Below are 23,813 nucleotides of genomic sequence, written 5' to 3'. Positions count from 1 at the left end.
TTATGTCTCAGGCACAAATTCTTAGCTGTTGCCATTTAGAATTATTTTGAGATTTTCAGTTTTAACTAATCTTGTCAACTGCTTCCTAAAGAGAAGATGTAAGATTAAACCTCAGATTGGTCCTAAACGTGATGAGCTTTATTTTAACGTAATAAATACAACGATATATTACATTAAATGAAATTTGCAGTTTAGGCGTTACTTTAGTATGGTCTTACATAATTCGTTTGTTTTTTTGTGTCTGGTCCTATGAAAAAAGATAAAAACCTTGCCTGGCAATTGATGCCGATTCAGTTGCTTGCTGTTGTTGTATTTGCTTGCGCAGCCTTTTTTATCTTTCCTTATTTCACACAAAAAAGTGCAGAAGAACATGCTATAAATACAGCAGGCCAGTTGGCAAAGCAGGTGAAAACTCTACGAAGTTATTACACTGTTAATGTGGTTCGTAAAATAATGGAAGGTGAGAATGATATCACTGTAAGTGCGGATCATATGGGGAAGAAAAATAGAATTCCTTTACCCGCAAGCATGGTGAATGACCTTAGTGATCTTTCAAAAGATGAGAAATTTAATCTAGATTTTTATAGTCCATTTCCATTTAAGAACCGCACGGGCAGAGAGAGCGACCCTTTTGGGCAAAAGGCATGGCAGGCTTTAAATAAGGACGCACAAGCTCCATACGTTGAGCGTGTGGATGAAGGCGGGCGGGTTATCGTGCGTGTTGCTATTGCTGATACGATGGCGAGCGAGGCTTGCGTCAGTTGTCATAACTCTCATCCTGAAAGCCCGAAAACGGATTGGCAACTCCATGATGTGCGCGGCATTGTTGAAGTCTCAAGCGATGTGACGGAAATTATGGGCCAAAGTCAGCTTCAGGGCTTTTATTTTGCTTTGGCAATTGTCTTGGCTTTTGGCAGTATTGTCTTTGTTTCCTTTCGCAAAACGCTTGGCGCTGTGAGCCGTTGGTCTTCTGATATTTCCCTTCGCGAGGAAGATTTGGAAAAGGCGCAGACCATTGCCCAAATCGGCAGCTGGAAATATGATCGCACAGGCCAGAGCGTGTTTTGGTCTGATCAAACCTATCATTTAATTGGGGCGGACCTTGATGCTGCTCAGCCTTCTTATACCACATATAAGTCAGCCATTCACCCCGATGACCTTGAGTTTACCCGCCGTGAATATAAAAAATCACTGACGGGTAACTATAGTTATGATGTGGAATATCGCATTATTCGTCTTGATGATCAGCAGGTCCGTTGGGTCCATGAAAGATGTGAACATATCTTTGGCCCCAAGGGGGAGAACCTTTTCTCAAGCGGGACCATTCAAGATATTACCGAAAGGGTAGAAGCCCGTAAGGCCTTGATAGAAAGTGCCAGACGTTCGCGCACCGTTATTGATACAGCACTTGATGGGATTATCACAGCCAACAGCAATGGGATAATTCTGTCTGCCAATGATGCCGCAGAAGCCCTGTTTGGTTATGCCAGAGGGGAGCTGGTGGGCCAAAACCTGTCCGTCTTTGTGCCTGAGCCAGATAAACACAAGCATGACAGCTATATAGACCAATTCCTTGAAACCGGAGTGGCAAAAGTCATTGGCAAGGCACGTGAAGTACATGCGCAGAAAAAAGACGGCACCCTCTTTCCTGCACGCCTCGCTGTTAGTCAGATGCAAGTGGACAACCAGCTCCATTTCGTGGGCATTATTTCTGACATGACAGCGCTTAAAGCAGCTGAACAAGAAGCACGATCTCTGTTTGCTGATCATGAACTTATTTCTCAAATCCTCTCCCTGTCTCTTTCATCACATGGGTTACATGAGCTCTTGGATCAGGCCCTGCATTTGATCTTACAGCGCGAAAATCTTGAGCTCCTGGGGATGGGGTCTGTCTTTTTATATGATGAAAGTACTGACGAACTGGTCATGGTTGCCGAGCATAAGCTCCATCCTCAGATTAAATCACAATGTGAAAAGCTGTCTTTAGGGACGTGCCTATGTGGGCGTGCGGCTCAAACACGTGAAGTTATTTATAAGACTTGTTTGGATGCGGATCATGAGATTAGTTTTGAGGGTATAAATAATCATGGCCATGCCTGTATTCCACTTTTATATGAAGATAAGCTTTTAGGGGTACTTAATCTTTATTTACCTGCAGGTCATGAAATTTCAGATCATGAACATCAGTTAATTATGAACGTGGCCTCAACCTTGGCTGGTCTAATTCAGCGCAAAAGGATTGAAGAAGAAAATATCATTGCAAAAGATAAGGCCGAAACATCCAATAAGGTGAAATCAGAGTTTTTGGCGTCTATGAGCCATGAGTTGCGCACCCCAATGACAGGCGTGCTGGGTTTTGCTGATTTGCTGCTTGAAGATGAACTGGAAGAAGACAGCCGCGATAAAGTTTATCGCATTAAAAACTCCACACATGCCTTATTGCGTGTGGTGAATGACATTTTGGACATGTCAAAGCTAGAAGCCGGTAAGATGGAAATTGAGCATATCGATTTTCGTCTGAAAGACCTTGTGGAAGAAGTGGTCTCTGTCTTTAATCACCGTCGCAAAACAGATCAGCATATTGAAAAGAAACTCGCGTTTTCTGAAGGTTTCCCTGAAACGGTTTGTTCTGACCCAACACGTATTCGACAGATTTTACTCAACCTGATCGGCAATGCCCATAAATTCACCCATGAAGGTGAAGTGCGGATCAGTGCTGAAATTGTGCAAAGAGATCAGGGCGATGAATTCCTTAAATTTACAGTGGCCGATACAGGCATTGGCATGAGCGAAGACACATTGAATATGCTGTTTTCTGAGTTTACCCAAGCTGATGCTTCCATCTCCAGAAAATATGAAGGCACGGGCCTTGGGCTTGCTATCAGTAAGCGTTTAAGCGAGTTGTTAGGCGGGCGCATTGGTGTGCAAAGTGAGTTGGGTAAAGGCAGTACCTTCTGGTTTGAGGTCCCTTATAAGGTGGCGCAAAGCGAAGTGGCGCCGGAACCACAAAACGCTCAAGCCAATTGTTATAAAGCGCAGCGCCCTCTTAATTTGCTGCTGGCAGAAGACAATCGTGTCAACCAGCTCATCATTCAAAAATTCCTTGGGGCCTATGGTCATGACGTTCAGGTCGCGAGCAATGGGATTGAAGCCTTAGAGATTTATACGGATGAGAAAAATACATTCGATCTCATCTTGATGGATGTGCGTATGCCAGAAATGGATGGGCCAGAAACGACGCGTCAAATTCGCAAAATGCAAAGCGATAAAGGCAATATCCCAATTATTGCCGTCACCGCAGATGCCGTATTAGAACATATTGAAAGTTATTTTGAAGCGGGCGTAAATGCCTATGTCTCCAAACCTCTTAACTGGGTGGATTTGATCAAGACCATTAATGAAGTCTTGAAAGAAGAGGTCCATATTCTAAAAGACTAGGGTAACTTTAAGAAAGGGAAAATCATTCCTTTAATAAGTTCTGACCCCAGAAGGAGAGGCGTTAACTTCAGCTCATATGTACGTATATACTTATCGTTTGAGGTTTGATATAGTCATTTTAGCTTATCTGAATGTATCAACTATGATCGATGGGAGCAGAATGAAGTTATTAAAAGCACTAAGTGTTTTAGCCTTAAGCTTTTCACTTCTCACATCTATTTCTAATGCAAATAATGCACCGGATATTGGGCTTTCCAACGATCCGGCACCAGCAGAAGTATCCGGTAAATTTAAACCCGGTTCTCATGTTAAGCTTTTCATTCCAAACTTGCCTTATCTGGCCGTTTCCCATGCCGTAAATTCTTCTCTCGTCAGGCCTGCTGATAATGATAAAGGTTGGCAATATGATTTGGCGACCTCTCACAAGAGCTTTGATGACAAGGTATGGGAATTTTCATTACGAACAGATGTGACTTTTCAAGATGGTACGCCCTTCAACGCAGATGCAGTCCTGATAAATATGGAGTACTTCCAAAAAGCTCCATTTTCATTTTCCAGACTTTCCGAACTGTTGAACAAAGTCGAGAAAGTTGATGATTTTACGGTGCGTTTTCATTTAAGTGAGCCTTACGGTGTTTTCTTACATGATGCAAACTGGCTCCAGTTTTACACGGTTCCCTATTTAGAAAAATTCGGCTGGAATGGGAAGCCAACTTGTCCAAATCTCGCAGAACCGGGACTATATGGTCTTGGGCCCTATATTCTAACTGAAGGATATGTCGAAGGAGATCGGCGATCTCCAAAAGTTGTTCTAAAAGCCAACCCCAATTATTGGGGGGAACAATCTGCTAAAGTTGAAACAATCACAATTTACAATGATCTCGCAATTCAATCGGCAAAGGAGAAGGCCCTCTTTAGTGAGGGAGAAATTGATATAACGCCTGTTCCCTTTGCTGATCAGGTCGACACAGTTTTATCCCCCTTTGCGAAATTGTCTATTACACCATCATTGAACAATTATGCTATGCATTTCAATATGTTAAATGGCAATTTGGCGATGCAGGACCCTGAGATACGTTTTGTGATCAACAATGCGATCAATCAAGAAGATCTATTGAACTTATCCATGTTGGGTGAGGGAGAGCTTTCTCCAACAATGGTTTCTCCTAATTTTTATAAAGTGTCAGAAGCAATTGACGACTTGTCAGATTATTTTCAGGAATATGACAGGACACATGATAAATCCCAAAAAGCACTCACTGAGATCGTCAAATCATATCAACGCGAAAAGGGTTATGACGAGAGTAAACCTCTCAAAATCAGTTTATTGACCCAAGAGAGTTTTCTCTTTCTTGTAAAAGATATTCAGTACCTTCTCGCCCAAGTTCATATCGAATTAGAGCTCAAAGTCGTGAGCAGTGAAAAGGACGTTTTCTATCAACTTCTCCATACCTACAAAAATGAAAATAATGTCACTTGGGACCTGCTTCTGTGGGGGAATTATGATTGGTTTACTCACCCGTGGGCAGCCTTCTTTGTCTATCGCCCCTTTTACGCTTGGTCCACCATTCCCAAGAATACTGAATTGACAAATTTAACTGATGAACTTCTTAGATTGAATGTGACATCTCAGGACTATCAGCCCTTCCTGTCAAAGTTTATCAAATATATATATGAACGAAATTTAATGGTGTTCTTGCCAACACCGAACAGCGTCTATGCTGTGAACAAAGAAGTTGTTTATACCCCCGGACAGTCAGCCTTTGTCTATTTGCGAGATGTTGAGGTAACGGATCATCACTGGTCGGTACGTGGGGATAAACCACTGCCTTCAATAAGACAGAAGCCCTTAAAAATTCAACGCGTGAACATGAAAGGTGCCGATAAATGAGTACTGAAACCCCAGAAAACGGGGAAGTGAAATCAGCGAAAAAATGGGAACGCTCTCTGTCACTTAGAATTACCTTTCTGTTGGTAATCGCGACACTTCTTCTGATTGGCCAAAGCCTGTACAACCTTTCCAGTATTCAGGATGTTGATGAATCAATTGAGGTTGTCAACAAAGCCGCGTTTAATCTCGATAACCTTTCAAGAAAAATAAAAACACCAATTGCGGATGTGCGCATTTTATCCATGGAGATGGTTTCTGCGCCTAACCGTAAAAGCGTCAACGAAATAAAAGAGCGCTATGACCTGTTGGTGAATGAGCTGGACCAGAAACTCATAAAATGGAAAGCCATTGTTGAAAGTGCGAGTGCTGAAGAAACTGAGCTGCGAGATGCATATCTCAATATTCTCAATTCTTGGGCCACTTACAAAGAGGCTGTTTCTAGAACCTTCTATTATATCAATACAGGTGTGAGAATAGCTGCATTCATCAGTGTGACGGGTCAGGAAAAAGAAAACTATGCCCAGTTACAAAAAGCATTAGACATCTTTGGTCAAATGCTCCTGCAGCGAAGTCGTGATGTCTTTGTTGAGGCTGATGAACAATCAAATTTTGCCTTTTATTCTTTGATTATTACTTCCGTAATCCAAGTTCTTATTTTGACGGTAACTCTCTTCTTTGTATTTCGAATGTTTAAAAACTATATGCGTGCCTCGCAAGCATATGAGAAGAAGATCGAGGCAAAAGAAGCTCAGCTTAGTGCGGCGCTCACAGGTATGTCAGATGGTTTGTATACGGTGGATAAGGACCTCCATTTTACACTTTTCAATGATCGCTTCACCTCAATGACGGGTATAGATAAAAGTAATTTTGAGCTTGGCAAGCCTCTTGAAGAAACCCTGATGGTTGCAGCAAATATTGGAAGCTTGGGCGAAGGTGAAATTCAGGACCTTGTCGAAACTCGTATTCAACGAATTAAAGAAAATGGCTTTAAAGAATGGGAATCTACAACACATCAGGGACGGGTTTTATCCTCACGTAAAAACGATATGCCAGATGGCGGGGCAATTATTGTTGTGAGTGATGTCACAGAACGAAGAAATGCTGAAACAAAATTGAAAGAAGCCTTTCTTAATATTTCCAACAGCATCCTGTATGCCAGTAAGATCCAACAATCCATTTTGCCAAATAGAGAATTCCTTATTGAAGCATTTGAAGATCACTTCATATTTTGGGAGCCAAGAGATGTGGTTGGTGGGGACGTCTATTGGTTCTACGAGTGGGGAGATGGTGTCTTAATGTCTCTTGGCGATTGCACAGGCCATGGCGTACCTGGTGCCTTCATGACTTTAATTTCAACAGGCGCGCTTGAACGCGCTATTTCTGAGGTTGAAATTGGAGATATCTCTTCCCTAATAGGTAAAATGAACCAACTCTTACAGCAATCACTTGGGCAAGATAATGGTGAAGGTCTTGCCGATGATGGGTTAGAATTAGGTGTTTGCTATATAGAACCAAAGAAAAATAAGCTTAGCTTTGTTGGGGCTAAATTTGATCTGCTTATTGTTGAGAATGGGGAAGTCAAAACCATTAAAGGCGGACGACGAGGTCTTGGCTATCGTGAAATACCTGCTGATTACGTTTATGAAAATATAGAAATAAGCGCGTCACCAACGGCACAGTATTATCTGACGACAGACGGGGCATTGGATCAAAAAAGCTCAAAAACAAAAAGACGCCTCGGTAAAAAAGGTTTTCAGGAGCTCCTATTAAAAGTGCATGCTTTACCTATGAAAGATCAGGTGAAAGAAATTCAAGAGGCACTTATGGAGCATCAAGGCGATGCGCTACGTCGTGACGATGTTGCTATCATTGGCTTTAAGATAGGAAGAGCATGATGGAAGATTTCGATAAAATACATGGCATTCAATCTGACTTGAACGAACAGGAAATCTTCTTTTACTATTCGGGCTATGTGACTGAGGACTTGCTGCTCAGCGCCGGAAAAATGGTCAAGAAAAAGCTCGATTTAGTCAAAGTTGATAAAAAAATATCAAGAGCAATTTTTGCTATATTTGTTGAAGAAGTTCAAAATATTATCCGCTATTCAAAAGGTGTTCTTTCGGCAGTTGAGAATGATCTTGAAACCCAACAAGAAGCAGATGAATTGCGCCATGGCTTTGTGTTAATTGGTAAGACGAATGACAGGTACTATGTTTGTTGTGGCAATATTGTTTACAATGAAGATGCCGTTCGAATTGAACGTTCACTAAAAGAAATTCAGAACTTGGACTCTGCAGGTTTGAAATTAAAGTATAAAGAGGCTATTAAGAAACCTGCACCGCAAGGGAGTAAGGGGGCTGGTCTTGGGTTAATAGATATCGCCAGAAGGGCTTCTGGTGGTTTTAGTTTCGAGTTTAAACCTCATGATGATTTACATAAGTATTTCTATTTGAAAGCATACGCGTGAGCTTTGGGAATAAAAACAATGGAAAATATTAAGTTAGCTGGAACAGAGAACTACCCAGCGGTCGATTTCAAGTTTTCAGAAAACACTTTTAAACTTTCAGGTGAGTCCTTTATGGAAGATGTCACCTGTTTTTATGGTGAACTCATAGGAAAACTGGAAGAGCACTTGGCTGAACAAAAATCCAGTGAAATTGTCTTCATTTTTGATCTTGAATATTTCAATAGCAGTTCATCTCGTGTGATCTTCAATTTGTTTGAACTCCTGGACCAAACGACAACAAACGACAATAAAGTCATTATTGAATGGCATTTTGACGATGAAGACCTTGGTGAAGAAGGCGAAATGTTAGCCGAAGATATCAAACATGCTGAGTTCAAGCTTATCGAGAAGGAATAGTTTTTTCTCCAAGAAAAAGAATAACTTTTTTTGGGGTGACGCGAATGTATCTTATTAGATTTTAAGCTTCTGTTCATGACCCACAACAGAAGCACAGCAGCTAATCAATGTTTTCAATAATCGTGGTAACCTGATGAACAAATTGGTTTGAATTTATCGGCTTCAAGATATAACCATTTGCGCCAAGGGATGCGGCCTTTATGCGCCAGATTTCGTTTTTGTTCGCGCTTATCAGAACGATTTTTGTTTGCTGAGAAGATAGGCGGGAACGTAATTCACGCGTGAGTTCAAGGCCGTCTACCCCCGCCATCATTAGATCAGAGATGACACAATCAGGTGTATAATCGTATAGTTCATTCAGTGCTTCAAGGCTGGATACATTCAACCGTACCTCATGGCCGGCCTTTGTTAGGAGTTTGGAGATAAACTCGAGAACCAGTGGGTCATCATCAACAACATAAAACTTATATGATGTAGTCATGGTTATCCTGATCTTGCTTGACCTTAAAACTGATTAAGGCCATATCATCACGACGGATTTCATATCCTTGATAGTCTGCAACAGCTTCTAAAATTCTAAATTTTTGTTCAAATAAAGGAACTCCCCGCAGAGATAACAAGAGGTTTTTAAAGCGTTTTTTGCCAAACATTCTTTTCCTCTCTCCGCCAATTTGATCAATTAACCCATCTGTTGTTAAAAAGAATGATTGAGTGTCATTTAACTCAATGCAATGACTGGGATAGTTTTGATCATAAGGTATCATCCTATATCCAATCCCTTTTTTGGTCCCCTTAATCTCCACCACTTCATCATTTTCAATTTTAAATAATGAGAAACGAGCCCCTGAATAAGTTAGTTCTTTATGGTTCTTCGATAAAAAACAGGCGCCGACTTCAAGCCCATCATCAGAGGTGCCATGTTCTTGATCTTGAGATAATGAGTTTTGAACATTTTGATGTATGTATTGAAGAAGTGCACTTACATTTCCGGGCTCGACTTGATCTAAAGCTCCATCAAGCGCACCTGTAACGATAAGGGTCATAAAGGCACCGGGGACGCCATGCCCTGTACAGTCACCCAATAAAATAAGATCACCATCACCCCATTTTCGGACCCAATACATGTCTCCCCCCACACGGTCACGAGGCTCCCAAAAGACGCAGTAATCTTCAAATATGTCTGCAAACTTATGGATGTTGGGCAAGATAGAACGCTGAATGTTTGCGGCATAATCAATGCTATCTGAAATGATCGAATAGGCTTCACGCAACATTTTTTCATTTTCTTTACGTTCTGAAATATCCGTGTAGGTGCTTACAAACCCACCGCCGGGAATTGGCCCCCCTCTGACTTCAATATATCTGCCATCAGGGCGTTTTCTTTCAAACTCGTGATACTCAAATCGTTTTGAACGTTCAATCAGATCGAGGGTTGAAAGCTCAGGTAATTCATCACCAAATTCGTGGCGTTGACTGTCAAAATCCATCAATACTGAGAACTCAGTCCCAATCTTAACGAGCTCTTCAGGGTAGTCCCTAATTTTTAAAAATTGCTTATTCCAAGCAATCAACTTCAAATCTTTATTAAAGGCAACAATCCCGACTGTCATGGAGGCTAAAACGGTTTGCAAAAGCCCCGTTCTTTCTTCCAGTTCCTGGGTTCTTTCCTCAACAAGGCTTTCAAGGTGTCCTTGGTGCGCATCAAGTTTTGTACTGGTGCGATAGAAAAAGAATACAAAAATAGAAAAGGCTGAAATGACAATGACAGAGAAAATAACAATCTTATTAATCTGTTCTGCAAAAAGCATGACGGGTCTATAGATCGCGATCAGGTTGATCGGAAATGGTGATACGGGCACTGCTAGGTAATTTATCTCCTTGCCTGCCAGACCTTTTTCAGAAGCAATCACATCAGAAAAACCCAGCACTGATTTATTTAAAAGGCTGCTAAGCTCATCCTGCGCTTTTGTTATAGTCTGACCCTTGTGGCCTGATACAAGAACCCGTCCGGCATTATCAACAAGAGAGGAATGAATAATATTTTCTTCATTGGCATTTTTAATAAGTTCTTCTATTTTTGGTGCACTTAATAAGACAACACCAAAAATTTTTCTCTTGTCCTGCACAATGCGTTGCGTCAGAGGCAAGAGTCTTAACTTACTTTGTTTTGTCGAAATTTCTTTTCTGACCTCTAGGCGAGCAGGAAAGATGCTTTTAGGTTTCCCCAGTGAAATAATCAGCTCATCAGGAATATCATTTTCCTGAAATCCCGCCTTTAACAAGATTTGCCCCTTTTCCACTAAAGCAAAACCAAAGAGTTCAGGAACATTGATCAAAAAGGACTCAAAGTTTTTTTGTGCCCAATCATTTGCTTTCTCTGCATTCTCAATGCTTGCTTTTGCTTCAAGGCGGCCAAGAACCTCAGTATATAGGATAAGATTCTTTATATGGTTTTTGAGCACCAGAATGTTTGACGAAACTTGCTGATTATTGCGAGCATTTACGGCTTCAACATCATTTTTCAGTGATTGTGCATAAAGATAAATCAATCCAATCAGAACAAAACCAACCACGAGGGTCACCACATAAAATGTGCGACGATTGCTGTTGGTGCTGATATTGTGCTCTCTATTGATTACTTGCATTAGCTATTAATTCTGTACAATTTCAGCAACAGATAGAATGTCTGGGGATACTTTTAGCCCCAACTCATTCACCACTGACATATTGACCACGACCCCGAATTCCTCCGGTGCATCAATTGATAAGTCTTCGGGTTTTGAACCTGCCAGAATTTTTTCAGCCAGAACGGCGGCCCTTTTCCCTGTTTGTCGATAAGGCACCCCAACACCGATTGCCGCCTTTCCTTCACGCACCGGGTTTTGACCGGAAGAGAAAATCGGCAAGCCCAACTCAACCGCCATAGAGGTAAATTCCTGAGAATAGCTGTTCAATAAAGAGCTTGGCGGGAAATAAATCAACTCCGCACCAGAAGCCTTCAATTTCTTCAATGCTATTTTCAGCGTGCTAAGGGTTTCATCCTTCTCAGTCGTTTTTGCAATAGCCTCAACTAAAATATCAACTCCTGACGCTTTGCCGGCCTGCCTCATGGAATTGATAGAGTTTACGACATTGATTTCATCGCGGTTCTCAATAATGCCCATCTTCTTAAAAGACAAACTTGCAAGCGCGGCTGTAAGTTGCTGTTGTTCGGTCAAGACATATCGAACGCCTGTAACATTGCGTCTGGGGGTGCTGTAATCTTTAACCAGTTTGCTGCGCTGTGGGTTGGTTGGAAACATAAATACAGACGCAATTTCCGTAATATGATTAGAACTATCCGCATTGTCGTAAGTTCCCAAGACACCAACACTGACAGAGGTGCCCCAAGTCACAACCAGATCGGGTTTTGTGGATTTAATATCCTGAACAATGCCCGGCAGTTTGCTTTTGTCTCGTGCAATGTCTTTATGCACCAGCCTATATTTGATGCCACGGGTATCAAGGTATTCCTTGAAACCTTCACACCCCTCTTCAAAGCCACGCCACGTCACCAGATAGATCGTTTTAACCATATCCTCGGCATATAGTTTCCCGACCATGCTCCAACAGACTAAGAAAGCAACAATCATTAAATTGAACTTGCGAGTTATCACTACTTTCTCCTTACTCATTTGTACAAGAAGCATTTCTATTGGACGCTATCACAACCGATAAGTTATTCAAGGTTTAATAGGCAATACAATAAAAGTAACATTTCTTCTAAATTGGATGAGTGAACGACTTTGTCCACTTGGTTTTATTGGAAGCAATCTATGTCAATGGTATTTGGAGCCCGAATGAAAGGTAACTGGGGATGTTAGATGTCAAATTGTGAGCCTAAGTACTAAGCTATTTCAAAGCAGCGAGTTGTTGATTAATGGCATGTTGTGCCCTAGGCGTGTCCCAAAAATGAACAAAGGCCTAGCAGAAAACTGCTAAGCCTTTGAAAATTCTGGTGCCTCCACGCGGACTCGAACTGCGGACCTACTGATTACAAATCAGTTGCTCTACCAACTGAGCTATAGAGGCATATGTGTTGCATCCCTTAGGAAGCGGGCGGAAATTAGCTCAATGGGTTTAAGAGTGCAAGTGCCTTTTTATGCATTTATCGATTTTTTTCATTTTTATGGGTTTGTGCTTTAGCCGCGTTGGCGGGCAATTTCATAGAGGGCAACGGCGGTTGCATTAGATAGGTTCAGGCTTTCAACAGCTTGGGAAATGGGGATTTTTGCCAGAAAGTCACATTTTTCTTTGGTCAGGCGGCGCAGGCCACTGCCTTCTGAGCCCATCACCAGAACCGTTTTGCCTTTCATATCCACCGTAGAGAGCATGGTCTCGGCATAACCATCAAGCCCGACGGACCAGAAGCCTTCTTCTTTTAATTGATCAAGGCTGCGCGACAGGTTGGTGATGCGCAAAAAAGGGATACGTTCAAGCGCACCGCAGGCCGCTTTTGCCATGGCTGGGGTGACTTCAGGGGCATTCTTTTCCGGGATCATCACGCAAGAGGCACCAAAGGCCGCGGCTGAGCGCAAGACTGCGCCAATGTTTTGCGGGTCTGTGGCTTGATCAAGCGCGACCACCAAGGCATTGGGGGTGTCTGCAAGTTCTTCAAGAATATCTTCCAGGTTTTGGCGGGGCAGGGGATCAAGCTGAAGGGCAATGCCTTGATGGACACCGCCGCGACACAAGTCTTCAATTTCACGTCGATCTAAGACTTGCGGGGCAGGGCGATGGCGCTCGGTTGCGTTAAGCGCTTCATCAAGCTCACTGCCATGAGATTTGATAAACTCTTCGCTAACCACAAGCTGATGGCAATTGCGTTTTGGGTTTTGCAAGGCGGCAATCACGGCGTGGCGCCCATAAAGCCACGGCGGGCCTTTGGGCTTGTCGCTATAGTTCTTTTCCGTGGAGTGTTTTGCGATTCCATCATGACGTTTGCCTTGAGGGGCAGCTTTGCGTTTATGTTGGTTTGGACGGCGTTTATTTTGTTTACTCATGGCTTGGAATCTATCGGTTGAAATGGGACAAAACCATAGGCTGAGGCGGCTCAGAAAGAAACAATTATATTTTTTCGCAATATATCTATCTTTTGGCGTTGACAGGGGGGCGTTTTTTCCATATTCCCTCCCGACGCGTCATGTTAATTTGACGGTCCCTTCTCGTGGAGGGATGCCTGAGTGGCTAAAAGGGGCGGACTGTAAATCCGCTGGCTATGCCTACGTTGGTTCGAATCCAACTCCCTCCACCACTTCGGGACTGTTAAATAGCGTGAGGTTACATACTGCAAGAGACCGCGCGGAATAAAGAAAGTAGGCGGGTGTAGCTCAATGGTAGAGCAGCAGCCTTCCAAGCTGAATACGAGGGTTCGATTCCCTTCACCCGCTCCAACTTTTCTTACGTGGTCATTTTTGTGTTTGCTATTTAATTAGATTTCAAGGGCGAAAAATGTCTAAAGAAAAGTTTGACCGTTCAAAACCGCATTGCAACATCGGTACTGTAGGTCACGTTGATCATGGTAAAACAACACTGACTGCTGCGATCACTAAAGTTCTTGCTGAAGTTAGCGGCGGCGAAGCTGTTGATTTTGCAAATATTGATAAAGCACCAGAAGAGCGTGAGCGCGGTATTACAATTTCAACGGCACACGTTGAATATGAAACAGATGCTCGTCACTACGCACACGTAGATTGCCCAGGTCACGCCGATTATGTGAAAAACATGATCACAGGTGCTGCGCAAATGGACGGTGGTATCTTGGTTGTAAACGCAGCTGATGGCCCAATGCCACAGACTCGTGAGCACATCCTACTTGCACGCCAAGTTGGTGTACCTGCTCTTGTTGTTTACATGAACAAAGTTGACCAGGTTGACGACGAAGAGCTTCTTGAGCTCGTTGAAATGGAAATCACTGAGCTTCTCGAAAGCTATGGCTTCGAAGACGTTCCTGTAATTGCTGGTTCTGCATTGGCTGCTCTTGAAGGCCGTGACGATGAAATCGGTAAAGAATCTATTCTTAAGTTGATGGCTGCTGTTGATGAGCATATCCCACAGCCTGAAATGGACACTGCCAAGCCGTTCTTGATGCCGATTGAGGACGTGTTCTCAATTTCTGGTCGCGGTACAGTTGTAACTGGTCGTATTGAGACTGGTATCTCTGTTGTTGGTGACGAAGTTGAGGTTGTTGGTCTGCGCGAAACGCAGAAAACAACAGTTACTGGTATTGAAATGTTCCGCAAGCTTCTTGATGAAGCAAAAGCGGGTGACAATGCTGGTGTTCTTCTTCGTGGTCTGAAACGTGACGACGTTGAGCGTGGTCAGGTTCTGGCTGCTCCGGGTTCTATCAACCCGCACAAGAAATTCACTTGTGAAGTTTACATTCTGACTAAAGAAGAAGGTGGCCGTCACACGCCATTCTTTGCGAACTACCGTCCACAGTTCTACTTCCGTACAACTGACGTAACAGGTTCTATCACTTTGCCTGAAGGCACTGAAATGGTAATGCCGGGCGATAACGTCAAATTGTCTGTTGAACTGCTGGCTGAGATTGCGATGGACGAAGGTCTTCGTTTCGCGATCCGTGAAGGTGGTCGTACAGTAGGCTCTGGTGTGGTTGCATCCATCGAAGAGTAAGCTTCGCAAAGCTTAATAGAAAAGCCTCCTGCCTAAGGGTAGGGGGCTTTTTTGATTCTTGAACGACATGGTGTTTTTACGGGGAAAACAGGCAGAGGAAAAAACTTTGCAAAAAGGTGACATTAGGACTTGCAAGGGGGCGGTGCAGGCGATATAACGAGCCCGCTTTCGCGTTTTAGAGGACGCGGTCGCACTTGAGTTGTCCCTAAAGGGAACACTGTAGGAGTGTAGCTCAGTTGGTAGAGCATCGGTCTCCAAAACCGAGTGCCGGGGGTTCGAGTCCCTCCACTCCTGCCATTTTATTTGACGTATCCGTCACAATTTTAACTTAAGGATTGGATGTCATGGCGAAGTCAGGACCGGCGAAAATTGCCCAAGAGGTTCGTCAAGAAGCAAAGAAGATTACATGGCCAACACGTAAAGAAACGTTTGTTTCTACGGGGATGGTTTTTGTCATGGTTTTCTTGGCCGCGATTTTCTTTTTCCTCATAGATCAGTTGTTATCTACGGCTGTTAAAGCAATCTTTAACTGAGGTAAGACCCATGGCACAAGCACGTTGGTACGTTATCCACGCTTATTCTGGCTTTGAAAACAAGGTTGCTGAATCTATTCTTGAGCAAGCTGAGAAAAAAGGCCTATCAGAATTTTTTGAACAGGTTCTGGTTCCGACTGAAGAAGTCGTTGAAATGCGCCGTGGTAACAAAGTAAACGCAAAACGTAAATTCTTCCCGGGCTATGTTCTGGCAAAGATGCAGTTGACTGACGAAACTTGGAACATGGTGAAGAACACTGCCAAGGTGACTGACTTCTTGGGTGCGCAAGGCAAGCCTGCGCCGATCACAGAAGAAGAAGCCAACCGTATCCTTCATCAGGTTGAAGAAGGTGTGGATCGCCCACGTCCTTCTGTATCCTTCGAAGTTGGCGAAGAAGTTCGCGTTACAGATGGTCCTTTTGCTTCGTTCAACGGCCTTGTCGAAGAAGTCGACGAAGAAAAAGCCCGCCTGAAAGTTTCCGTTTCTATCTTCGGTCGTTCAACGCCGGTAGAGCTGGAATACAACCAGGTTGAAAAATCTTAAAGAATTTCGAGTTTTTGACTCGACAAGAATTCGCTGCGTCTGTATAAGGCGCAGCGTTTTGCTTTTAGGGATAAAAGCGAACATTGCGCGTGGGAGGTAAAGCTAAGCCAGACCACGCACCCAGTAACACTATAAACTGAGGTTTATTATGGCTAAAAAAGTTGCAGGCTACATCAAGCTGCAAATCGCTGCTGGCCAAGCAAACCCGTCCCCACCCGTGGGTCCGGCTTTGGGTCAAGCAGGTCTGAACATTATGGAATTCTGTAAGGCGTTTAACGCTGCGACACAAAAAATGGAACCGGGTACACCGATTCCTGTTGTCATTACAGCTTACCAAGATCGTACGTTCACGTTCGAAACAAAACTTCCACCAGCATCCTTCTACATCAAGAAGAAAATCGGCCTGAAAAAAGGTTCCGGTACAACTGGTCAGGGTTTTGTTGGTAAAATCACCAAAGCTCAACTTGCAGAGATCGCAGAAGAGAAAATTAAAGACATGAATGCCAATACTATTGAGGCAGCTGTCAACTCTTTGGCTGGTTCTGCACGTTCTATGGGCGTTGAGGTAGTGGAGTAGGATCATGGCTAAAGTTGGTAAACGTTTAACTGCCGCTCGCGACGGTTGGGACAAGCTTGCAACATTTGATGCTGCTGCTGCTTCTAAAATCGTGAAAGACGGTGCAAAAGCTAAATTCGACGAAACAATCGAAATCGCTGTAAATCTTGGTGTAGACCCTCGTCACGCTGACCAGATGGTCCGCGGCGTTGTGGCACTGCCACACGGTTCGGGTAAAACCATGCGTGTCGCTGTATTTGCACGTGATGCAAAAGCTGAAGAAGCAACGGCTGCTGGTGCTGACCTCGTTGGTGCTGAAGACCTGATGGAAAAAATTCAGGGCGGCGAGATGGACTTTGACCGTGTGATTGCAACGCCTGACATGATGGCTGTTGTTGGTCGCTTGGGTAAAGTTCTTGGTCCACGTGGCCTGATGCCAAACCCAAAATTGGGTACAGTTACACCAAACGTAACTGAAGCTGTTAAAAACGCAAAAGCTGGTGAAGTTCAGTTCCGCGTTGAAAAAGCTGGTATCGTACACGCTGGTATCGGTAAAGCTTCCTTCTCTGAAGAGCAAATCGCTGAGAACGTTACAGCGTTCATCGGTGCGATTAATAAAGCCAAGCCATCTGGCGCTAAAGGCACATACATGAAGTCTGCAACAGTGTCTTCTACTATGGGCGTTGGCGTTAAGCTTGACATTGCTGCTGTAGTTGGCTAAAAGCCCGCTTCAGAGATTAAGAGATTCTCATGTCCCACTTTGGTGGGGCATGAGTTGATCGAAAGGTGAAAGACCTTTCGTGACTGTCCAAGACTGAAGGTGCAACTTTATAAGTTGTTTAAAATTTGCCTTCACAGACAGAAGTAAAGATTTTGATGCACACTTTCTTGTGGGCCACTCTTAAGTACTTACCTTCTGTGACAATTTGAGACAGTGGAACCGGGCAGGCGAAATGTTTTCGTTTGTTCATTATCCATCGGATATCTGGTTTTTTTAAGCTGGGTATCTAAAGAGTATCGGAGACGACATGAACCGTACCGAGAAAGAAGAACTCGTAGCAGAAATGCGCGACGTGTTCGCAAACAGCTCTACAGTTGTTGTTGCCCACTACAGTGGTTTGACAGTTTCTGAAATGGAAGAGCTGCGTGAGCAAGTCCGTGAAGCTGGTGCAGGTTTCAAGGTTACGAAAAACCGTCTTACAAAACTCGCTCTTGCTGACAGCAAGTTCGAAGGCCTTGGCGAAATGCTATCTGGTCCGACTGCCATTGCGTATTCGGAAGATGCAGTAGCTGCTGCTAAGGCTTCTGTAGCATTTGCTAAGAAAAACGAAAAGCTCGTTATTCTTGGTGGCGCTATGGACGAAACTGCGCTTGACGTCAACGGTGTAAAAGCACTTGCTTCTATGCCTTCTCTTGACGAATTGCGTGGCAAGCTTGTGGGCGTGCTTCAAGCACCTGCTCAGAAACTTGCAGCTGTTTCTCAAGCACCTGCTGGCCAGTTGGCTCGCGTATTTGGTGCTTACGGCAAAAGCGAAGCTTAAGACCGTTTTTAATATTTTATTTCTACAGAAGACTAAAGTTCTAGGAGTTATGAACTATGGCTGATCTAGCTAAATTGGTAGACGAACTATCTACATTGACTGTTATGGAAGCGGCTGAGCTTTCTACTATGCTTGAAGAAAAATGGGGCGTTTCTGCAGCTGCTCCTGTAGCTGTTGCTGCTGTTGCTGGCGCTGCTGGTGGCGAAGCTGCTGAAGAGAAAACTGATTTTGACGTTGTTCTTGAAGCTGCTGGCGACAAGAAAATCAACGTGATTAAAGAAGTTCGCGCTATCACAGGTCTTGGCCTGAAAGAAGCTAAAGAGCTCGTTGAAGGTGCTCCTAAGCCTGTTAAAGAAGGCGTTGCTAAAGACGAAGCTGAAGAACTTAAGAAGAAACTTGAAGAAGCTGGCGCTAAAGTGTCACTCAAGTAATTTCTTTAAGCATTCTTGCTTATCTAAATGCGAAAAAGCGGTTCCCGATTGGGAGCCGCTTTTTTATTGTGAATGAGGAAGCAACCTAATTAATGGCTATTGATGAAGACCTGCTTGTACGCTTCTTGGAATTTCTCAACAAGGGGGAGGGGCGTGTCTTTGCTAAAAGCAATATAGACAGGTTTAGAAACTGCTTCGAGTTTGAGAACTGGAACAAGAGCATCATTGGGCAAGCCAAGTTCTTTGAGGCTTTGTTTGAGGGAATTGATATCAGCCGGGATCATATCAATCCGGTTGGCGAGGATCATTTTCACACCAGCATTTTGCGAGCTGATGGGCCAGAGCTTATAGCCGTTATTAGCAAGGTATTTACCTTTGGCATCTTTTTCCAAAGCACCCGTTCGGTATTTTAGCCCATCCTTGAGTGCTTCAAGTGTAATGTAATTATTTTCCTTTTGGCGAAAGAGGTAAGCCTCCACATTGGCAATTTTGCCAATCCAGTGAAATTTGTCTTCCCGCTCTTTGGTGCGGATCATGGAGAAAATAAGGGTCTTTGGCTTGTTTAAGGCCTGTTTATACGCATTTTTCCATGTGGTCACATGGATACGCGGGCTGAAATCCAGCTGCTTAAATATCTTTTGAGCCTGTGCAACGGAAATACCATGGGGTTTTCCATTTGTCATATAGCTGTAGGGCTTAAAAGAAGAGGTCACGACCGTGATGTCTGTAAAGTCTTCTTGCGCGCTCGTCGCCTCAAAAGGAGTGAAAAGGCATGCAATAAGGGCAATGGCAGCTGTCTTTTTCATTTTTCTTTACCTGCTGGTGGACTACCTAATTTTAGTTTAGCAAGATCAGTTCAAAAACCAAACTGTTCATTTCTATTATCTAATGCATTATTTCCCCTTTACCTTTGGGAAAGCTGTCTATATAAAGCCTTCAACAAATTGCTGGGCTGGGTTGAATCGATGATTCGATCCGGCCCGGCTGTCTTTGTCTGAATTTTGGGGCAAAGGCGACCTCCATCTCTAGCCCGGATAGGCCCCGCCGTGGCCGATAAAGTTAGAGATTTCTTGGAGTTGGCCCTTTTTAGAAGGGCTGTTTTGGACTGATTTTGCATCAAGGGTTCGGCGACCAGCGATGCAATGATTTGTCCAGCCACATTTTATGTACTTGAGGACCCTAATGGCGAATCCGCTAATTAACCGCAAGCGTATCCGTAAGAGCTTCGGTCGTATCCCGACTGTTGCCCCGATGCCGAACCTGATTGAGGTTCAAAAATCCTCCTACGAACATTTCCTACAAGCCAACGTGAAAGCTGACGACCGTATTGATAATGGTCTGCAAGCTGTCTTTAAATCGGTTTTCCCGATTAATGACTTTTCTGAGCGTGGCACGCTGGAATATGTTTCCTATGAATTTGAAGAGCCTAAATACGACGTTGAAGAATGTCAGCAACGTGGCATGACTTATTCTGCCCCGTTGAAAATGACCTTGCGTCTGGTTGTTTGGGACATTGACGAAGATACTGGTGCGCGCTCTGTTCGCGACATTAAAGAACAAGACGTTTACATGGGCGACATGCCGTTCATGACATCTAACGGTACCTTCGTTGTCAATGGTACGGAACGTGTAATCGTTTCTCAAATGCACCGTTCACCTGGTGTCTTCTTTGATCATGATAAAGGGAAAACGCACTCTTCAGGTAAATACCTGTTTGCAGCACGTATCATTCCTTACCGTGGTTCTTGGCTGGACTTTGAATTTGATGCGAAAGACATTCTCTATGTCCGTATTGACCGTCGTCGTAAACTGCCAGTAACAACACTGTTGATGGCCTTGGATAATGCTGAAACAGCTGCCAAGCGCGATGCCGGTGAACATGTGGCTAATGAAGAGCGCGTGGGCATGTCTCCTGAAGACATCCTCGACTTCTTCTATAATACCGTTGAATATACACGCGGCAAAAAAGGCTGGAAAACGGCCTTTGATGCAGAGCGCCTCAAAGGTGTTAAGCTCATGCATGATATGGTCGATGCCAAAACTGGCGAGACCGTTCTAGGCCTTGGTAAAAAAGTGACACCACGTCAAGCTAAGAAGCTGATCGAAGGTGGCCTTGAAGAAATGCTGGTTTCTCAAGAAGAAATGATCGGTAAATTCATTGCATCAGACCTGATCAATGAAAAAACTGGTGAAATCTTCGTTGAAGCTGGTGGTGAATTGACTGCTGAACTTCTGGAAGAACTAGAAGGCGCAGGCATCACTGATCTGCCATTGCTGGCCATTGACCATGTCAATGTCGGCCCGTATATGCGCAACACTTTGTCCGTTGACAAAAACTCAGCACGTGAAGAAGCATTGATCGATATCTATCGTGTCATGCGCCCAGGTGAGCCGCCGACCCTGGATTCTGCTGAAGCTTTGTTTGAAAGCTTGTTCTTTGATCAAGAACGTTACGACCTGTCTGCTGTTGGTCGTGTGAAAATGAACATGCGTCTTGGCTTTGATGATCTGCCAGATACACTTCGCACTTTGCGTCGTGATGACATTCTTGAAGTTCTGCGTATCCTCGTTGAGCTGAAAGACGGTCGTGGCGAGATTGATGATATTGATCACTTGGGCAACCGTCGTGTGCGCTCTGTTGGTGAATTGATGGAAAACCAATACCGTATTGGTCTGCTGCGTATGGAACGTGCGATCAAGGAACGTATGGGTTCTGTTGATATCGATACAGTCATGCCACATGATCTGATCAACGCAAAACCAGCTGCGGCTGCGGTTCGTGAATTCTTCGGCTCTTCGCAGCTGTCACAATTTATGGACCAAACCAACCCGCTTTCTGAAGTGACGCACAAACGTCGCCTTTCAGCGCTTGGACCAGGTGGTTTGACACGTGAGCGTGCTGGCTTTGAAGTACGTGACGTACATACAACTCACTATGGTCGTATCTGTCCGATTGAAACACCTGAAGGCCCGAACATTGGTCTGATCAACTCACTGGCAACTTATGCCCGTGTCAACAAATATGGCTTCATTGAAAGCCCATATCGTAAAGTTGAAGACGGTGTTGTTACTGATGAAGTGATGTATCTTTCTGCCATGCAGGAAGGTCGCTATACAGTGGCTCAAGCCAATGCGAACTTGGATGAGAACAACCGCTTTGTTGATGACCTGATTTCTTGTCGTCAGACAGGTGAATATATCATGGCTCGCCCTGAAGATATTACCCTGATCGACGTTTCACCAAAACAAATGGTATCCGTTGCGGCTGCAATGATCCCGTTCTTGGAAAACGATGACGCCAACCGTGCATTGATGGGTTCCAACATGCAACGTCAGGCCGTTCCCCTTCTTCAAGCTGATGCTCCACTTGTGGGTACTGGCATGGAAGAAATTGTGGCACGTGATTCTGGTGCGGCGATTGTGGCCAAACGTGCGGGTATTATTGATACGGTTGATGCAACACGTATCGTGGTGCGCGCTGAAGGTGATGATGCTTCCACTGTTGGTGTTGACATCTACACCTTGAAGAAATTCAAACGTTCTAACCAAAATACCTGTATCAACCAACGTCCACTCGTAAAAGTTGGCGACCGTGTTGATGTGGGTACAGTTTTGGCAGACGGTCCTTCTACTGACTTGGGTGATCTTGCCTTGGGTCGTAACTGTCTCGTGGCCTTCATGCCATGGAACGGGTATAACTTTGAGGATTCCATCCTTATTTCAGAACGTATCGTACGTGATGACGTCTTTACTTCCATCCACTTGGAAGAATTTGAAGTCATGGCCCGTGATACGAAACTGGGTCAGGAAGAAATCACACGCGATATTCCAAACGTTGGTGAAGAAGCTCTTAAAAACCTCGATGAAGCCGGTATCGTTTACATCGGTGCGGAAGTGAAAGCTTCTGACATTCTGGTTGGTAAAGTCACACCAAAAGGCGAAAGCCCAATGACACCGGAAGAAAAACTTCTGCGTGCCATCTTTGGTGAGAAAGCTTCTGATGTGCGTGATACGTCCCTGCGTATGCCTCCGGGTGCGACAGGTACGGTTGTTGAGGTTCGTGTCTTTAACCGCCGCGGTGTGGAAAAAGACGAGCGTGCCTTGGCGATTGAACGCTCTGAAATCGAACGTCTTGCAAAAGACCGTGATGACGAACGTAAAATCCATGAACGTAACCTTGCAGCGCGTATGAAGTCGACTGTTGTCGGCCAAGTTGCTGTTGCAGGCCCTAACGGCATGGAAACAGGTGTTGCCATCACAGAAGAAATGCTTGATGCCTTTAACCCGGGTCAGTTGATCCATGTTGCGGTTGAAGACGATGGGGTACAAAGTGCTGTTGAATCTTTGAAGAAACACTTCGAAGACGGCATCGCGGCTGTACAAGAGCGTTTTGAAAATAAAGTTGAGAAACTCCAACGTGGTGACGAGCTACCACCGGGCGTGATGAAGATGGTTAAAGTCTTTGTTGCCATTAAGCGTAAGCTGCAACCGGGTGATAAAATGGCCGGTCGTCACGGTAACAAAGGTGTTATCTCACGTATCGTTCCAATCGAAGATATGCCGTACCTTGAAGATGGTACACATGTTGACGTGGTTCTTAACCCATTGGGTGTACCTTCGCGTATGAACGTTGGTCAGATCCTTGAAACTCACTTGGGCTGGGCTGCTGCCGGTCTTGGTCGCCAAATTGGTGAGCAGTTGGATGCGGCTAAACGCTCCGGTGCTTATGATGGTGTTCGTGACAAGCTGAAGTTTGCTTACGGTGATGACATCTATGGTGAATACGTCGAAGAAATGGATGATGGCGAAGTTGATGAACTTGCGGGTAACTTGCGCAAGGGTGTCCCAATGGCCACACCAGTATTTGATGGTGCCACTGAAAAAGAGATCTCCAAACATTTGGAAATGTCTGGTTTCAATACTTCTGGTCAATCCACATTGTATGATGGCCGTACGGGGGATCAATTCCACCGTCAGGTTACAGTGGGTTACATCTACATGCTGAAACTGCACCACTTGGTTGATGACAAACTGCATGCCCGATCAATCGGCCCATACAGCTTGGTTACACAACAGCCTCTGGGTGGTAAAGCCCAGTTCGGTGGGCAGCGCTTCGGTGAGATGGAAGTTTGGGCTCTTGAGGCCTACGGTGCAGCTTACACACTTCAAGAAATGCTCACGGTTAAGTCTGATGACGTTTCTGGTCGTACAAAAGTGTATGAAGCCATCGTTCGCGGTGAAGACTCCTTTGAAGCCGGTATTCCGGAATCCTTCAACGTTCTGGTGAAAGAGCTTCAGGCTCTTGGCCTTAACGTCAACATGAACCAAGGGGATTACTAAT

18 protein-coding genes and 4 tRNA genes are annotated in these 23,813 nt (G+C 44.3%); 16 read left to right on the top strand and 6 right to left on the bottom strand.

Features of this window, described 5'->3' with window-relative positions:
• Nucleotides 1-249 precede the first annotated feature (249 nt).
• The 5 genes from MTBPR1_RS02870 (at nucleotide 250) to MTBPR1_RS02850 (ending at nucleotide 8,192) form a co-directional block, all read left to right on the top strand.
• A complete protein-coding gene (locus MTBPR1_RS02870; RefSeq protein ID WP_069186010.1) occupies nucleotides 250-3,438 on the top strand; it encodes a PAS domain S-box protein in 3,189 nt (1,062 codons plus the stop codon).
• 160 nt (nucleotides 3,439-3,598) lie between these two features.
• Nucleotides 3,599-5,329, top strand: coding sequence for an ABC transporter substrate-binding protein (locus MTBPR1_RS02865; RefSeq protein WP_069186087.1), 1,731 nt, complete (start codon nucleotides 3,599-3,601; stop codon nucleotides 5,327-5,329).
• 26 nt (nucleotides 5,330-5,355) lie between these two features.
• Nucleotides 5,356-7,224, top strand: coding sequence for a PAS-domain containing protein (locus MTBPR1_RS02860; protein WP_165602601.1), 1,869 nt, complete (start codon nucleotides 5,356-5,358; stop codon nucleotides 7,222-7,224).
• Nucleotides 7,221-7,796 (top strand): SiaB family protein kinase, encoded by a 576-nt coding sequence (locus MTBPR1_RS02855; protein WP_126464963.1) that lies wholly within the window; start codon nucleotides 7,221-7,223, stop codon nucleotides 7,794-7,796. The genes MTBPR1_RS02860 and MTBPR1_RS02855 overlap by 4 nt, the downstream gene beginning before the upstream one ends.
• 18 nt (nucleotides 7,797-7,814) lie before the next feature.
• Nucleotides 7,815-8,192 (top strand): DUF1987 domain-containing protein, encoded by a 378-nt coding sequence (locus tag MTBPR1_RS02850; protein ID WP_069186007.1) that lies wholly within the window; start codon nucleotides 7,815-7,817, stop codon nucleotides 8,190-8,192.
• A gap of 100 nt (nucleotides 8,193-8,292) precedes the next feature.
• On the opposite strand, the gene MTBPR1_RS02845 is transcribed toward MTBPR1_RS02850, so the two are convergent.
• From MTBPR1_RS02845 to rlmB, 5 genes are all read right to left on the bottom strand, one after another.
• Nucleotides 8,293-8,673: a response regulator gene (locus MTBPR1_RS02845; RefSeq protein WP_069186006.1), complete on the bottom strand. Its 381-nt coding sequence runs from the start codon at nucleotides 8,671-8,673 to the stop codon at nucleotides 8,293-8,295.
• A complete protein-coding gene (locus MTBPR1_RS02840) occupies nucleotides 8,657-10,765 on the bottom strand; it encodes a PAS-domain containing protein (protein WP_165602600.1) in 2,109 nt (702 codons plus the stop codon). The genes MTBPR1_RS02845 and MTBPR1_RS02840 overlap by 17 nt, the downstream gene beginning before the upstream one ends.
• A gap of 78 nt (nucleotides 10,766-10,843) precedes the next feature.
• Nucleotides 10,844-11,794, bottom strand: coding sequence for an ABC transporter substrate-binding protein (locus MTBPR1_RS02835; protein ID WP_165602599.1), 951 nt, complete (start codon nucleotides 11,792-11,794; stop codon nucleotides 10,844-10,846).
• 393 nt (nucleotides 11,795-12,187) lie between these two features.
• A tRNA-Thr gene (locus MTBPR1_RS02830) sits at nucleotides 12,188-12,263 on the bottom strand.
• A gap of 110 nt (nucleotides 12,264-12,373) precedes the next feature.
• Entirely contained in the window at nucleotides 12,374-13,234 is an 861-nt protein-coding gene (gene rlmB / locus MTBPR1_RS02825) for a 23S rRNA (guanosine(2251)-2'-O)-methyltransferase RlmB (RefSeq protein ID WP_069186003.1), read from the bottom strand.
• 166 nt (nucleotides 13,235-13,400) lie between these two features.
• On the opposite strand from rlmB, the gene MTBPR1_RS02820 reads away from it, so the two are divergent.
• From MTBPR1_RS02820 to rplL, 10 genes are all read left to right on the top strand, one after another.
• Nucleotides 13,401-13,485: transfer RNA gene (locus tag MTBPR1_RS02820), tRNA-Tyr, on the top strand.
• Between the two features lie 65 nt (nucleotides 13,486-13,550).
• A tRNA-Gly gene (locus MTBPR1_RS02815) sits at nucleotides 13,551-13,624 on the top strand.
• Between the two features lie 58 nt (nucleotides 13,625-13,682).
• Nucleotides 13,683-14,867 carry an elongation factor Tu gene (gene tuf / locus MTBPR1_RS02810; protein WP_069186002.1) on the top strand — a complete coding sequence of 395 codons (1,185 nt, stop codon included), beginning with the start codon at nucleotides 13,683-13,685 and terminating at the stop codon, nucleotides 14,865-14,867.
• Nucleotides 14,868-15,088: 221 nt separating this feature from the next.
• Nucleotides 15,089-15,164: transfer RNA gene (locus MTBPR1_RS02805), tRNA-Trp, on the top strand.
• Between the two features lie 47 nt (nucleotides 15,165-15,211).
• Nucleotides 15,212-15,400 (top strand): preprotein translocase subunit SecE, encoded by a 189-nt coding sequence (gene secE / locus MTBPR1_RS02800; protein WP_069186001.1) that lies wholly within the window; start codon nucleotides 15,212-15,214, stop codon nucleotides 15,398-15,400.
• Nucleotides 15,401-15,410: 10 nt separating this feature from the next.
• On the top strand, nucleotides 15,411-15,944 hold the full coding sequence (nusG, locus tag MTBPR1_RS02795; RefSeq protein WP_069186000.1) for a transcription termination/antitermination protein NusG: 534 nt from the start codon (nucleotides 15,411-15,413) through the stop codon (nucleotides 15,942-15,944).
• 148 nt (nucleotides 15,945-16,092) lie between these two features.
• Nucleotides 16,093-16,521: a 50S ribosomal protein L11 gene (gene rplK / locus MTBPR1_RS02790; protein WP_069185999.1), complete on the top strand. Its 429-nt coding sequence runs from the start codon at nucleotides 16,093-16,095 to the stop codon at nucleotides 16,519-16,521.
• Nucleotides 16,522-16,525: 4 nt separating this feature from the next.
• Nucleotides 16,526-17,221 (top strand): 50S ribosomal protein L1, encoded by a 696-nt coding sequence (gene rplA / locus MTBPR1_RS02785; RefSeq protein ID WP_069185998.1) that lies wholly within the window; start codon nucleotides 16,526-16,528, stop codon nucleotides 17,219-17,221.
• 307 nt (nucleotides 17,222-17,528) lie between these two features.
• Nucleotides 17,529-18,041 carry a 50S ribosomal protein L10 gene (gene rplJ / locus MTBPR1_RS02780; RefSeq protein ID WP_069185997.1) on the top strand — a complete coding sequence of 171 codons (513 nt, stop codon included), beginning with the start codon at nucleotides 17,529-17,531 and terminating at the stop codon, nucleotides 18,039-18,041.
• Nucleotides 18,042-18,097: 56 nt separating this feature from the next.
• Nucleotides 18,098-18,472 carry a 50S ribosomal protein L7/L12 gene (gene rplL / locus MTBPR1_RS02775; protein WP_069185996.1) on the top strand — a complete coding sequence of 125 codons (375 nt, stop codon included), beginning with the start codon at nucleotides 18,098-18,100 and terminating at the stop codon, nucleotides 18,470-18,472.
• An 89-nt stretch (nucleotides 18,473-18,561) separates the two neighbouring features.
• On the opposite strand, the gene MTBPR1_RS02770 is transcribed toward rplL, so the two are convergent.
• Nucleotides 18,562-19,278, bottom strand: a complete 717-nt coding sequence (locus MTBPR1_RS02770) for a substrate-binding periplasmic protein (protein ID WP_069185995.1) — start codon at nucleotides 19,276-19,278, stop codon at nucleotides 18,562-18,564.
• 376 nt (nucleotides 19,279-19,654) lie between these two features.
• On the opposite strand from MTBPR1_RS02770, the gene rpoB reads away from it, so the two are divergent.
• Entirely contained in the window at nucleotides 19,655-23,812 is a 4,158-nt protein-coding gene (gene rpoB, locus MTBPR1_RS02760; RefSeq protein ID WP_069185993.1) for a DNA-directed RNA polymerase subunit beta, read from the top strand.
• The last annotated feature ends 1 nt before the right edge of the window (nucleotide 23,813 follow it).

The organism is Candidatus Terasakiella magnetica (assembly GCF_900093605.1).
Classification (GTDB): domain Bacteria; phylum Pseudomonadota; class Alphaproteobacteria; order Rhodospirillales; family Terasakiellaceae; genus Terasakiella; species Terasakiella magnetica.
Note: the sequence above shows the minus strand (reverse complement) of the source record. Positions and strands in the feature narration are given on the sequence as shown.

What these genes read in the sequence shown, in the direction of transcription:
- MTBPR1_RS02870 (WP_069186010.1), top strand. Translation starts at nt 250, where the DNA reads ATGAAAAAAGATAAAAACCTTGCCTGGCAATTGATGCCGATTCAGTTG.
- MTBPR1_RS02865 (WP_069186087.1), top strand. Translation starts at nt 3,599, where the DNA reads ATGAAGTTATTAAAAGCACTAAGTGTTTTAGCCTTAAGCTTTTCACTT.
- MTBPR1_RS02855 (WP_126464963.1), top strand. Translation starts at nt 7,221, where the DNA reads ATGATGGAAGATTTCGATAAAATACATGGCATTCAATCTGACTTGAAC.
- MTBPR1_RS02850 (WP_069186007.1), top strand. Translation starts at nt 7,815, where the DNA reads ATGGAAAATATTAAGTTAGCTGGAACAGAGAACTACCCAGCGGTCGAT.
- MTBPR1_RS02845 (WP_069186006.1), bottom strand. Translation starts at nt 8,673, where the DNA reads ATGACTACATCATATAAGTTTTATGTTGTTGATGATGACCCACTGGTT.
- MTBPR1_RS02835 (WP_165602599.1), bottom strand. Translation starts at nt 11,794, where the DNA reads ATGGTCGGGAAACTATATGCCGAGGATATGGTTAAAACGATCTATCTG.
- rlmB (WP_069186003.1), bottom strand. Translation starts at nt 13,234, where the DNA reads ATGAGTAAACAAAATAAACGCCGTCCAAACCAACATAAACGCAAAGCT.
- tuf (WP_069186002.1), top strand. Translation starts at nt 13,683, where the DNA reads ATGTCTAAAGAAAAGTTTGACCGTTCAAAACCGCATTGCAACATCGGT.
- secE (WP_069186001.1), top strand. Translation starts at nt 15,212, where the DNA reads ATGGCGAAGTCAGGACCGGCGAAAATTGCCCAAGAGGTTCGTCAAGAA.
- nusG (WP_069186000.1), top strand. Translation starts at nt 15,411, where the DNA reads ATGGCACAAGCACGTTGGTACGTTATCCACGCTTATTCTGGCTTTGAA.
- rplK (WP_069185999.1), top strand. Translation starts at nt 16,093, where the DNA reads ATGGCTAAAAAAGTTGCAGGCTACATCAAGCTGCAAATCGCTGCTGGC.
- rplA (WP_069185998.1), top strand. Translation starts at nt 16,526, where the DNA reads ATGGCTAAAGTTGGTAAACGTTTAACTGCCGCTCGCGACGGTTGGGAC.
- rplJ (WP_069185997.1), top strand. Translation starts at nt 17,529, where the DNA reads ATGAACCGTACCGAGAAAGAAGAACTCGTAGCAGAAATGCGCGACGTG.
- rplL (WP_069185996.1), top strand. Translation starts at nt 18,098, where the DNA reads ATGGCTGATCTAGCTAAATTGGTAGACGAACTATCTACATTGACTGTT.
- MTBPR1_RS02770 (WP_069185995.1), bottom strand. Translation starts at nt 19,278, where the DNA reads ATGAAAAAGACAGCTGCCATTGCCCTTATTGCATGCCTTTTCACTCCT.
- rpoB (WP_069185993.1), top strand. Translation starts at nt 19,655, where the DNA reads ATGGCGAATCCGCTAATTAACCGCAAGCGTATCCGTAAGAGCTTCGGT.